This window comes from Polaribacter sp. Z014 (genome assembly GCF_023555435.1).
In the GTDB taxonomy this organism is placed as follows: domain Bacteria; phylum Bacteroidota; class Bacteroidia; order Flavobacteriales; family Flavobacteriaceae; genus Polaribacter.
Window position 1 is genome coordinate 1 of sequence record NZ_JALCZP010000025.1, and the last position, 12,688, is coordinate 12,688.

The 12,688-nt window shown below is 29.4% G+C and carries 14 protein-coding genes; 6 read left to right on the forward strand and 8 right to left on the reverse strand.

Annotated features, from left to right (window positions below):
• Positions 1-138: 30S ribosomal protein S20 (rpsT, locus tag MPF19_RS16805; protein WP_249989446.1), on the forward strand; the 138-nt coding region annotated here is incomplete at its 5' end.
• A 356-nt stretch (positions 139-494) separates the two neighbouring features.
• Here the strand turns inward: rpsT and rodA are convergent.
• From rodA to MPF19_RS16840, 8 genes are all read right to left on the reverse strand, one after another.
• Positions 495-1,775: a rod shape-determining protein RodA gene (gene rodA, locus MPF19_RS16810; protein WP_203394937.1), complete on the reverse strand. Its 1,281-nt coding sequence runs from the start codon at positions 1,773-1,775 to the stop codon at positions 495-497.
• On the reverse strand, positions 1,756-3,642 hold the full coding sequence (gene mrdA / locus MPF19_RS16815) for a penicillin-binding protein 2 (protein ID WP_249989415.1): 1,887 nt from the start codon (positions 3,640-3,642) through the stop codon (positions 1,756-1,758). Before mrdA ends, rodA begins: the two co-directional genes overlap by 20 nt.
• Positions 3,642-4,145 (reverse strand): rod shape-determining protein MreD, encoded by a 504-nt coding sequence (gene mreD / locus MPF19_RS16820; RefSeq protein ID WP_249989417.1) that lies wholly within the window; start codon positions 4,143-4,145, stop codon positions 3,642-3,644. The genes mrdA and mreD overlap by 1 nt, the downstream gene beginning before the upstream one ends.
• Positions 4,138-4,965, reverse strand: coding sequence for a rod shape-determining protein MreC (mreC, locus tag MPF19_RS16825; RefSeq protein ID WP_203394934.1), 828 nt, complete (start codon positions 4,963-4,965; stop codon positions 4,138-4,140). Before mreC ends, mreD begins: the two co-directional genes overlap by 8 nt.
• 19 nt (positions 4,966-4,984) lie before the next feature.
• On the reverse strand, positions 4,985-6,013 hold the full coding sequence (locus tag MPF19_RS16830; RefSeq protein ID WP_203394933.1) for a rod shape-determining protein: 1,029 nt from the start codon (positions 6,011-6,013) through the stop codon (positions 4,985-4,987).
• 78 nt (positions 6,014-6,091) lie between these two features.
• Positions 6,092-7,618, reverse strand: coding sequence for a bifunctional phosphoribosylaminoimidazolecarboxamide formyltransferase/IMP cyclohydrolase (gene purH, locus MPF19_RS16835; protein WP_203394932.1), 1,527 nt, complete (start codon positions 7,616-7,618; stop codon positions 6,092-6,094).
• A gap of 134 nt (positions 7,619-7,752) precedes the next feature.
• The gene (locus MPF19_RS19375) at positions 7,753-7,881 is read right to left on the reverse strand and encodes a hypothetical protein (RefSeq protein ID WP_284041576.1); all 129 of its coding nucleotides are present in this window, start codon (positions 7,879-7,881) and stop codon (positions 7,753-7,755) included.
• A gap of 75 nt (positions 7,882-7,956) precedes the next feature.
• Complete coding sequence (locus MPF19_RS16840; RefSeq protein ID WP_203394931.1) at positions 7,957-8,409, reverse strand: XrtF-associated fRMsr-like GAF protein; 453 nt, start codon at positions 8,407-8,409, stop codon at positions 7,957-7,959.
• Positions 8,410-8,459: 50 nt separating this feature from the next.
• On the opposite strand from MPF19_RS16840, the gene xrtF reads away from it, so the two are divergent.
• From xrtF to MPF19_RS16865, 5 genes are all read left to right on the forward strand, one after another.
• The gene (gene xrtF, locus MPF19_RS16845) at positions 8,460-8,996 is read left to right on the forward strand and encodes an exosortase family protein XrtF (protein ID WP_203394930.1); all 537 of its coding nucleotides are present in this window, start codon (positions 8,460-8,462) and stop codon (positions 8,994-8,996) included.
• Positions 8,993-9,424, forward strand: a complete 432-nt coding sequence (locus MPF19_RS16850) for an exosortase F system-associated membrane protein (protein WP_249989419.1) — start codon at positions 8,993-8,995, stop codon at positions 9,422-9,424. The genes xrtF and MPF19_RS16850 overlap by 4 nt, the downstream gene beginning before the upstream one ends.
• Before the next feature lie 44 nt (positions 9,425-9,468).
• On the forward strand, positions 9,469-9,867 hold the full coding sequence (locus tag MPF19_RS16855) for an HYC_CC_PP family protein (protein ID WP_203394928.1): 399 nt from the start codon (positions 9,469-9,471) through the stop codon (positions 9,865-9,867).
• Positions 9,868-9,987: 120 nt separating this feature from the next.
• Complete coding sequence (locus MPF19_RS16860; protein ID WP_249989421.1) at positions 9,988-12,231, forward strand: TonB-dependent receptor; 2,244 nt, start codon at positions 9,988-9,990, stop codon at positions 12,229-12,231.
• Positions 12,232-12,277: 46 nt separating this feature from the next.
• Complete coding sequence (locus MPF19_RS16865) at positions 12,278-12,688, forward strand: heavy-metal-associated domain-containing protein (protein WP_203394926.1); 411 nt, start codon at positions 12,278-12,280, stop codon at positions 12,686-12,688.

The window sequence follows — 12,688 nt, forward strand, 5'->3', positions numbered from 1 at the left end:
GAAGATAAAAAAGATGCAGAAACTAAATTAGGTAAAGTTATTTCTATGTTAGATAAGTTAGCTAAGAATAACATTATCCACAAAAACAAAGCAGCCAATTTAAAATCTAAATTAACAAAGCACGTTGCTGCAATGTAAGATTTTAAAAGCATTAAAACTTAAAAGCTCTGAATGAAAATTCAGAGCTTTTTTTTTGCTCTAAATTTAAAGAGGGTAGTTATGGATCAAGTCAAAAAGTTGTGGGATTCAGAAATTATGCATAAATATTTGAGAGTCTAAAAAGGGATCAAGTCCAAAAGTTGTGAGTATTTAGTAGTATGCATAAATATTAGTTAGTCTAAAGAAAAGGAATACTATGTTTCTAATACCTCTAAATGGTCCTTTAAAAGCATTTTAGAATGCATGCAAACAATTAAAATCAATAAAGGATATATTTGCTTGATTAGATGATTCTGATTAATAAAGTTTCTTTAAAATAAAGGAATAGATCTATTTTACCAATCGTAGTGTTTATGAGCATCTAACCTTATAAAGATAAAAAGTAAGATGGTAAAACCCCAAAGAGATGACCCCCCATAGCTAAAAAAGGGTAATGGAATTCCTACAGTTGGTAATAGGCCAATAACCATTCCTATGTTTACTAGAACATGAAAAAAGAGAATAGAAGCAACACTATAGCCGTAAATTCGTCCAAATTTATTGTTATGTGTTTCTGCTAAGTATATTATTCTATACATCATCAACATAAAAAGAATAATAACAAAACTACTACCTAAGAATCCCCATTCTTCTCCAACAGTACTAAAAATATAATCTGTGTGTTGCTCTGGTACAAAATCTCCTTTGGTAATATCTCCTTTTAAAAATCCTTTACCCAGCCAACTTCCAGAGCTTATTGTTAATTCAGATTGATAAGAATTATACCCGATATTTGTTTTATCTGTTTTTAAGCCTAATAAAACTTCAAACCGATCTCTATGGTGTTGTTTAAAAACATTATTGTAAACAAGGTTTGTTCCGAATATAAAGAGTGTGGTAATTACGTATAAGCCTAAAACTTTATACCAATTAAAACGAATAAATCTATTACCGCCTTTATAAACGGCATAAATTACACCCAATGTAAGTAATGCTAATAAAAAGAATAAGACAGAAATATAACCGAAGAAGATAGTTGAAATAAAAACAATAATAACCAACGATCCTATAAGTATATAATTTAGAGTTAAACCTTCTCTATTTAACACAAAAAAGAAGGCTAAATAAATTAATGCAGAACCTGCATCTGGCTGTAGTGTAATTAATAGTGCTGGAGTAAAAATAATGATAAAGGCTTTTATCTGGTTTTTAACTAAGTTTAAATTGTATTGTCTATCACTTAATAATTTAGCGACCGCTAAGGCTGTAAAAGCTTTTACAAATTCTGAAGGTTGTAAAGTCATTCCTCCAAAATTAAACCAAGATTTTGCTCCGTTTATTTCTTTTCCAAAAGGGAAAAGAAGTATTAATACAAACAGTGAGATGATGTAAAAAATACTAGAATATTTTTCGTAAAATTTAGAATTAAAAAAAAGGATGATAACAATTAATGGAACGCTTAAACCTATCCAAAGAATTTGTTTTCCATATTTGGTTGAAAAGTCTAAGATTTGATGATTTTCTTCCGTTTTGGAAGCGGCATAAATATTCATCCATCCAAAACCAACAAGGGTAAAGAATAAAAAAACTAAAAGCCAATCGATTTCTGCAAAAATGTTATTCCGTTCCTGTCGCAATTTCTTTAGGTTTTTGGTTTAGTTTAGCATAAATATCTTCTAAACTTAAGTCTAACATTCTTTGCTCTCTATATTTGTCTGCTTTAGATATTTTACCGTTTAAGTATTTTTCTATAAGTAGGCTGGTAATTGGAGCCGCAATTGCAGAACCAAAACCACCATTTTCAACGAAAATAGCTAACGCAATTTTAGGATTTTCTTTAGGGGCAAATGCCACAAGAATTGAATGATCTGGAAGTTGAATTTTTTGACCGTCTATTCTTGCAAAGTTTTCTGCGGTTCCGGTTTTTCCACAAATTTCAATTCCTTTTACTTGATTAAACCTCCCTGTTCCTGTTATAAAAACTTCGCGCATGGCTTCAATTACAGGAGTAAAATACTTTTTATCTATCGTTGTTTTTTTTGCAATTGTATATTTAGGATCTTTAATATGGTTTTTATTTACTTCTTTTAACACGTGAGGTGTAAAGAAATATCCTTTATTGGCAATTGCAGCTGTAAAATTAGCAAGTTGAATAGGGGTTGTTAAAACTTCTCCTTGGCCAATAGCATTGGATATGGTAGTAGAACCATTCCAAGAATATTTATAAATATCATCATAATATTTTCCGGTAGGAATTAATCCAGGACTTCCTGCAGGTAAATCATACCCTAAATAGTCACCTAAACCAAAACTAGCAATGTGGTTATGCCAGGTATCTAAACCTTCTGATGGATTGTTGTCTTTTTCTATAATTCTTTTATAAGTGTTAGAAAAGTAAGTGTTACAAGATCTTGCAATGGCTGCTTTTAGTTGTACTGGCCTTCCCGTAATTCCGCAATGGCATCCCATAAAAGCACCTGCTCTGCTACCGTATCTAAAACCATGATGACATCTAAAACCAGTCTCTTCTGTAATAACACCTTCTTGAAGGCCTATTAAAGCATTCATCATTTTAAAAGGAGAACCAGGAGCGTAAGCTGCTAATAAGCCCCTGTCATAAGAAGGTTTGCTTATGGTGTCATTAAAAAGGATGGTAGAATTTTTAGATCGTTTTCTACCAACCAACATGTTTGGGTTGTAACTAGGGGCGGTTACTAGTGCTAGAATTTCTCCAGTTGAAGGTTCTATGGCTACAATTCCTCCTCTTTTACCAGTCATTAGTTTTTGAGCATAAAGCTGTAGGTCTATATCTAGTGTTAAAGTTAAGTCTTTACCATTTTTTGGTAACGTATCGTATTTACCATTTAGGTAAGACCCTGTAACTTTATTTAAGTTGTTTCTTTGCAGGTATTTTTTTCCTTTAGTTCCTCTTAAGTAATCTTCATATTGTCTTTCAATTCCATCTTTTCCAATTAACTCACCTGGTTGGTAGTAGGCATTTTCTTTTGCTAAAGTTTCATTTACTTCACCAATATAACCAAGTACATTTGCGGCTGCATTAATAGGATATTTTCTAATGATTCTTTTTTGAATAAAAAAACCAGAGTATTTATGTAGTTTTTCTTGAAGAAAAGCGAAATCTTCTTTAGCTAATTGTTTTAAAAAAACAGAAGGTAAATAAGGTGCATAATTGTCTGCTTTCTCTAATCTTTTTAAAAAGTCTTTTTTATCAATTTTTAATAGATTACAAAATTCTATAGTGTCTAACGGTTTTACCTGGTTTGGTTGTACCATAACGTCATAAGAAAGCTGATTGGCAACTAAAAGTTTGCCATTTCTATCATATACATAACCTCTTTCTGGGTAGTTGTATTCAATTTTTACGGCAGAATTATGTATAGGATCATAGTTGCCACCTCTAATTACTTGCAATTGAAAAAGTCTTCCAATAAAAATAATTCCAATAAGTGTAATTAAAAAATAAAGTAAAAAACTTCTTTGCATTATTCGGTTTTAGTAAAAATATAGGTTCCTAGAAAAAATAAGATCAATGTAAAAACACTTGAATATAATGTGTTAAATAAAACCATTGATAAATTTTGAAAACTAAAATTAGCAAAAGAAAAATAAATAAGATGATGAATTATTGTTAAAGTTACTACATAGTTAAAAACTTTACCAAAAGATTCTGATTTTAAGCTGAAGAAAGGATAATCTGCAGGTATTTTTCTAAAATATGCATTTATAAAAAACAATCTTACATACGCAATAAATAAAGTTGCAAAAGCATGAATACCTCCAGAATTAGAAAAGAAATCAACCAATAAACCTAATAGAAAAGATAAAAAAAGAATAGAAAATCTATTTTCTTTTACAGGATATAAAAATACAAATGCTATATAAAGATAAGGGTTTATATAGCCTAAAAAATTAATATTGTTTAGGACTAAAACTTGCAAAAACAGCAAGAATAAAAAAAATAAAATTTGATTTATACTTTTATTCATTACTTACGGTTTCTAAAGATTGTATTTCCTCTTTATCTAAATTTTTAATGATATAAACATAACCGAGGTTACTCATATCATTAAATAATTTTACATCTACTTTATTGTTGGCTGTGTTTCCTTTATTTATTTTAGAAATGGTTCCAACAGGTATTCCTTCAGGGAAAATAGTAGACTTACCATCAGTTTCAATAGTGTCTCCAATTTTTAAAGGAGCTTGTCTTGGTATATCAGAAAGTTGTACCGTTTTATAATCTAGACCATTCCAGCCTAAAGTACCAAAGTAATTACTGTTTTTTAGCCTTGCGTTTATACCACTATTTTTATTTAAAATAGATTGAACACGGGTATAATTATTTGATGAGCTTTCAGTGATGCCAATAATTCCTTTACTATTAATTACAGCCATTTCTTTATCTATATTTTGGTGTTTACCTTTATTGATAGTTAAAAAATTAAATTGTTTACTGTAACTATTGTTGATGATCTTAGCGTTTGTAAAAGTGTATTTTTGATGATATTTTAAGGAATCTATAATTGTTGAGTCGGTGCTAATACGTAAGGAGTTCTTTTTTTCTAAAAGATTATTTAGACGTGTGTTTTCTTCTGATAAAATTTTATTTTCAGATTTTAACCCTACATATTCCGTTGCATTAGAAATTGTTGAGAAAAAACCACCCGTAATACCATTGGCAGAATTTATAAATTTACTTTTCTGAAAACTAAGGTTATTAAAAGTGAACGTTAGTGCTATTAACGCTAACAATAAAAAAAACAGAAAATACTTAAACTTCTGAAAAAAATAGATAATCTGTTGCATTGTTAGAACTTAAAAACTACTATTTCATTAATACATTTTTGTATTTTTTTAATTCTTTTAAAGCAGTTCCTGTTCCTCGAACAACCGCTCTTAATGGGTCTTCTGCTACATAAACAGGTAAGTCTGTTTTTCTAGATAAACGCTTATCTAAACCTCTTAACATAGAACCTCCTCCTGCTAAATAAATACCGGTATTGTAGATGTCTGCAGCCAATTCTGGTGGAGTTTTAGACAAAGTTTCCATTACAGCATCTTCAATTCTTAAAATAGATTTGTCTAGTGCTTTTGCAATTTCTCTATAAGAAACTTGTACTTGTTTTGGTTTTCCGCTTAGTAAGTCTCTACCCTGAACCAACATTTCGTCTGGTGGAGTTTCTAAATCTTCTGTTGCGGCACCAATGGTAATTTTTATTTTTTCTGCAGTAGACTCTCCAACATGTAAGTTGTGTTGCGTACGCATATAATACATAATATCATTTGTAAAAAGATCTCCTGCAACTTTTACAGATTGATCACAAACAATACCACCTAAAGCAATAACAGCAATTTCTGTTGTACCACCACCTATATCAATAATCATGTTTCCTTTTGGCTCCATAATGTCTATACCAACACCAATTGCAGCAGCCATAGGCTCATAAATTAAATAGATTTCTTTTGCGTTCATGTGTTTAGCAGAATCACGAACAGCTCGTTTTTCTACTTCTGTAATTCCAGAAGGAATACAGATAACCATTCTTAAAGCAGGTGGGAATAAACGTTTTTTAATAGATGGAATTTGTTTTACAAACTCTTTAATCATCTGTTCTGATGCTTCAAAATCTGCAATAACTCCGTCTTTTAAAGGACGAATTGTTTTAATATTTTCATGGGTTTTTCCTTGCATTAAATTGGCTTCCTTTCCAATTGCAATAATTTCTCCAGTAATCCTATTTCTTGCAACAATCGAAGGACTATCAATAACCACTTTACCGTTGTGAATTATTAAAGTATTTGCGGTTCCTAAATCAATCGCAATATCTTCCGTCATAAAATCGAAAAAACCCATAAAATATATTTGTTGTTTTATTCTTGATGTATTTTTACAAAATTACTAAAATTCTGAGTGTAAAATACATATTAAAAGTTAATGTTTAAAATGTCTTGTACCTGTCATTACCATAGATATATTGTGATCATTACAATAATCTATACTTAACTGGTCTTTAATAGATCCACCAGGTTGAATAACACTTTTTATTCCTGCGTTATCTGCAATTTCTACACAATCAGGGAAAGGGAAAAACGCATCACTTGCCATTACACATCCTTCTAAATTAAAGTTAAAAGAATTTGCTTTTTCAATTGCTTGGTTTAGCGCGTCAACTCTACTAGTTTGTCCTGTTCCTCCAGCTAATAATTGTTTGTTTTTAACAAGTATTATGGTGTTAGATTTTGTGTTTTTACACAATTTAGAAGCAAATAACAAATCATCTAACTCACTTTGAGAAGGTTTATTGTTTGTTACGTACTTTAAATCTGATAATTGATCTGTAATACTGTCTTTATCTTGTACTAAAGAACCATTTAAACAAGTTCTAACAGTTGTTGTTGGTAATGCAACGTCTTTTTGAATTAAAATAATTCTGTTTTTCTTACCTTTTAAAATAGCTAATGCATCATCAGAAAAAGAAGGAGCAATTACAACTTCACAAAATAAAGTATGAATTTTTTCTGCAGTTTCTTTGTCTATTTCTGTATTTGCAATTAAAACACCACCAAAAGCAGAAACTGGGTCTCCAGCTAAAGCATCTGTATAGGCTTGACTAAGTGTTTCTCTTTGTGCAAAACCACAAGCATTATTGTGTTTTAAAATAGCAAAAGTTGGTGTTTCTCCTTTAAATTCTTGAATTAAATTTACAGCAGCATCAACGTCTAATAAATTATTGTAGCTTAATTCTTTACCATGTAATTTATCAAACATTGCTTCTAAGTCTCCAAAGAAATAACCTTTCTGATGAGGATTTTCGCCATAACGTAAAACGTTTGCGTTTTGTTCACTTGCTTTATAAACTATTTCATCTTCGTTAAAGTAGTTAAAAATAGCAGTATCGTAATGAGAAGAAATATTAAATGCTTTTGCAGCTAATTTTTTTCTTTCAGCAATGGTAGTTTCTCCATTTCCTTCAGAAAGAGTATTTAAAAAATCTTCGTATTGATCCATAGAAGAAAGAATAACGGTATCTTTAAAGTTCTTTGCAGCTGCTCTAATTAAAGAGATTCCACCAATATCAATTTTTTCAACAATATCTTGTTCAGCAGCTCCAGAAGCAACTGTTTTTTCAAACGGATATAAATCTACAATTACTAAATCTATTTGTGGAATATTATATTCTGCTAACTCAGCAACATCACTCTCATTATCTTGTCTGTTTAGAATTCCTCCAAAAACTTTAGGGTGTAATGTTTTAACTCTACCACCAAGTATAGATGGGTAAGAAGTAACCTCGTCTACCGGAATTACATTGATTCCTAAATCTTTAATAAATTTTTCTGTACCACCTGTAGAATAGATGGTTACATTTAATTCATTTAATTTTTTTACAACTGGTTCTAGACCATCTTTGTGAAATACCGAAATTAATGCGGATTTAATTGTTTTTGAAGTGCTCATTTAGTGTTGTGTTGTTAAGCGTGCAAATTTAGGTAAAGCAATCTTCTAAGGCAATAAAAGATAGTAACAAAAATAGCAAGTAATTAACAACAAATATTAAATGAAATATTTATAATCAGAAATATAAGAATCAACTATTCTGCATTGTCCAAAAAATCTCTAAACCAAACGATAAAATGATCTAAAATAGATTCGTTTTTTGTGTTGTGGTTAATTGATGAGTTTCTAGAAGAAAATGTAGCTGTTGATTTGTGATTTCTCATTATTTTAAATTTGATAAATATAAATTACATTATATTCATCAAATTTAAGTATAAATTGAATAAAATACAATAAAATTAAAGTATTTCTGATAATTCTTTGCAAATATACTCTAAAAGAGCTTCGTCTTTTGCGGAAAATGTATTTGCGGTATGTGAGTCTATATCAATTTGTCCAATATTTTCTCCATTTACAAAAATGGGTATTACAATTTCAGATTTCACTTTCCATCCACAAGAAATATAATTTTCTTGTGCAGAAACATCTTGTACTATAAAGTTTTCATTGCTAACAGCTACTTGCCCACAAATCCCTTTACCAAACGGAATAATAGTGTGTTCTGTTTCTTCTCCAGTATATTGCGCTAATTTTAACTCATTTTTATCTCCGTTTTTAAAATAAAAACCTACCCAATCATAATAGGAGATTTCTTTTTCTAGATAATTGCAAATTGCCTGTAGTTTTTCATCTTTTGTGGTGTTCGATGAAATTATTTTGTCTATTTGTGGTTGTAAGATATCAATATTCATTTTGTATATTCGTTCTATAAATTAAGAGCTAAATTAAATTAAAATTTATTGTGAAGAAACATAAAAGCATTATCATTTTTCTGATTAAGTTTTTTGTAACCTACTTTTTATTAGTAACCATTTATAATAGTTACTTACAACATTCTCAAAAAAAAGAAGGTATTTATAAAACAGCCTCCATAACAACAGCTGTTGCAAATCAAACAGTAAAAGTACTTACTTTTTTGGGGTATCATGTAGATGCGGTTCAGCACGATAAAGAAGTATCAGTAAAATTAATAATAGAAGGGAAATATACAGCCAGAGTAATAGAGGGTTGCAATTCTATAAGTTTAATTATTCTATTTATTTCATTCATTATTGCCTTTTCGGGTTCATTTAAAGCTACTTTTTTGTTTGCTGTTTTTGGCAGTGTTTTTATCTATATTGTAAATGTTTTAAGAATTGCATTTCTTACGGTTATGATTTATAAATATCCACACAAGGTTGGTTTTTTGCATGATTTAGTTTTTCCGGCAATTATTTACGGTGCTGTTTTTTTATTGTGGGTTGTGTGGGTTAACAAGTTTTCTAATTTTAAAAGATGAACAAATACATTAAAATAGCGTTAGTTTTAATACTTTTTCTACTACTTTTTGTTGTAAGATCTACTGCATCTAAATTATTTTATGATCCTTTAGTGCTGTATTTTAAAAATGATTATTTATATAAAAATATTGAGCAAATTGATGTTTGGCGTTTAATGATAAATATGCTGTATCGATATCTATTGAATTCCGCTATAACATTAGGTTTAATCTGGGTTTTGTTTGAAAGAAAAGACTATCTTAAATTTTCTGGATTTTTCTTAATGATAGCATTTATGATTCTTATGGTTGTTTTTGTCTTTTTAGTTAAAGATCAATTTAAAAGTGGTTATTTATTACCTTTTTATATCCGTAGATTTATTATTCATCCGCTATTTTTATTAATATTACTGCCAGCATTTTATTATCAAAAATTGAGTAATAGATAATTTAGCATGAATTTAGAATTTCTTATTGTAAATTTGCAAAAGCAATGAAACAGACTATTTCTAAAATAACATCATTTTTGTTAGCACTTCTAGTGTTGTTTTCTACCTTTTCTTTTACGGTAGAAAAACATTATTGTGGAGATTTTTTAATGGATGTTTCTTTTGTGGGGCATGCTGATGATTGCGGCATGGAAATGCAAAAAGTTGCTAAGAAGAAAAACTGTTGTAAAGATGAAATTCATCACATTAAAGGTCAAGAGGAATTAAGGCAAACTCAAATTGATGATTTTAATCTTGAAAAACAACAATTTCTAGCTGCATTTTATATTTCTTACAATGATTTATTTGTCGATAATAAATCTAAGAAAACCTACTACAAAAACTTTTCTCCACCTGAGATTCCTTTAGATTATCAGATTTTTTACCAATCTTTTTTAATTTGATTTTAATTAAAAAGCGTTTATAGTGATTTTTATCACTTTAAAGGCTTTGAATTTGTTGTTCCCGTGAAAACGGAAATCTTAAAATGCAATATTCAATATTTATTAAAATTAAAACATACAATGAAAAAATATATACTTAGTAGTTTTCTACTATTTATTCCTGTCATACTCTTTTCTCAAACAATATTTAAGGGGATGATTATGGATAAAAATAATCCTAAAGATAATTTAGGTGTTACCGATGTAACTGTACATTGGTTAAATACAAACGTGAGTGCAATTACTAATAAAAAAGGGTGGTTTACTATAGATTACAAACCAGAATATAAAAAATTAGTAGTTAATTATTTAGGCTATAAGACAGATACTTTAACCGTTACAAGTTTAAAGCCTGTGCATCATTTTATTACGCCAGAAGGCGATTTAGATGAAGTAGTTATTAAAAGTAAACGAAATGCAATTCAGAAATCTTTTTTGTCAACAGCAAATATGTTTACCGTTAATTCAGAAGAATTATTAAAAGCTGCTTGTTGCAATTTGGCAGAAAGTTTTGAAACAAATCCTTCTATAGATGTTAGTTTTTCTGATGCTTTAACAGGGACAAAACAAATACAAATGCTGGGTTTAACTAGTCCGTATTTGTTAATTACACAAGAAAACATACCTTCAGTAAGAGGTGCTTCTCAGGTTTTTGGACTCACATTTACACCAGGTACTTGGGTAGAAAGTATTCAAATTACAAAAGGAGCGGGTTCCGTTGTTAATGGTTATGAAAGTATATCTGGACAAATAAATGCAGAATTGGTAAAACCTTTTTCTGATAATAAATTCTTTGTTAATGCCTATTCTTCTTTAAATGGAAGACTCGAGTTAAATACACATTTTAATCAGAAAGTTTCCGATAAATGGTCTACAGGTGTCTATGTTCATGGAAATTACAGAGGGGAGAAATTTGATAAAAACAACGATAATTTTTTAGACAATCCGTTAGCAAATCAAATTAATGTAATGAATCGTTGGCAATATACAGATGCCGAAAAAGGTTGGGTAAGTTTTATAAATGTTCGTTATTTAAATGATGAAAAACAAACTGGTCAACTTAATTTTAATCCAGATTTAGATAAAGGAACAACAAATGCTTGGGGAAGTGAAATTGATACAAAGCGTTTTGAAACTTCAGCAAAATTAGGCTATGTTTTTCCAGAATCACCCTATCAAAGTATTGGTTTTCAAATGGCATACAGCAATCATCAACAAGACTCGTATTTTGGTTTAAATGTATATGATATAGAACATGAAAGTGTGTATTCTAATTTAATTTTCAATTCAATTATTGGCGATACTCGAAATAAGTTTAAAACAGGAATTAGTTTTACGTATGATAAATATGATGAGTTGGTAAATATTAATAATTACGATAGAAAAGAAAATTCGTTAGGCGCTTTTTTTGAATATGGTTTTGACAATTTAGATAATTTTAGTTTTACTGCTGGGGTTAGAGTTGATACACACAATTTATTAGGTACTTTTATTACTCCACGTTTGCATTTACGCTACGTTCCTTGGGAGAATAGTGTGGTGAGAATGTCTGCAGGAAGAGGAAAAAGAAGTGCTAATATTTTTGCTGAGAATCAACAGTTATTTGCAAGTTCAAGACAAATAAAAGTTGATGATGCGGGTGGAAATATTTATGGTTTAAATCCAGAAATTGCTTGGAATTATGGAGTTTCTTATATGCAGAAATTCAATCTTTTTAATCAAAAAGGAGATATCACTTTTGATTATTATAGAACAGATTTTAAAAATCAAGTTATTGTAGATTGGGAAAATCCACAGGAAATTTCTTTTTACGATTTAAATGGAAAAAGTATTGCGAATAGTTTTCAAGTAGAAGTGAGTTATAATCTTGTAGATAATTTTAATTTGAGAACTGCCTATAAATATTTTGATATTACTACAGATTATAAAAGTGGAAACTTGCAGAAACCTATTCAACCTAAAAATAGATTTTTTGCAAACCTTTCTTATAAGACTGTTGCAGAAGAAAATGGTTCTCAATGGAAATTTGATGTTACCTTTAATAGTATCGGTAAACAACGTTTGCCAAATACAGCATTTAATCCGGTACAATATCAGTTAGCAACACATTCAGATTCTTATCAATTGTTAAATTCACAAATAACAAAGGTGTTTTCAGATAAGTTTGAAGTGTATGTTGGTGCAGAAAACTTGACGAATGTTCAGCAGAAAAATCCTATTTTAGCTAGTGATGATCCTTTTGGTTCATATTTTGATAGTACCATTGTGTATTCTCCAATTTTTGGAAGAGCATTTTATACAGGATTAAGATTTAAAATAAAATAACCCACCCAATTGTATTAAGTATTAACTTAAAAAAATTATTATAAAAATGAAAAAATTACTATTCGTATTAAGTTTATGTTTGATTGGTTTTTCAGCACAATCACAAGAAGTAAAAAAGAACAAGAATGCAAAAATTACTTTTAAAGTAGATGGTCTTTGTGGTATGTGTAAAAAGCGTATCGAAACCGCAGCCTTAAAAACAAAAGGAGTAAAGTTTGCCCTTTGGGATGTTAGCTCACATCAATTAAATTTAATTATGGACGAACGTAAAACAGATGTTAAAACTGTTCAGCAAAATATTTTAAAAGTTGGTCATGATGTTTTTGATGAAGATAACAAAAAAGTTGTAGCAACAACAGAAGCATACAACTCTGTACATCCTTGTTGTAAATATAGAGATGAAGAAATTATTTTAGATCATCAGGGTGATTTAAAAAAGCAGAAAAAAAAGAATTAA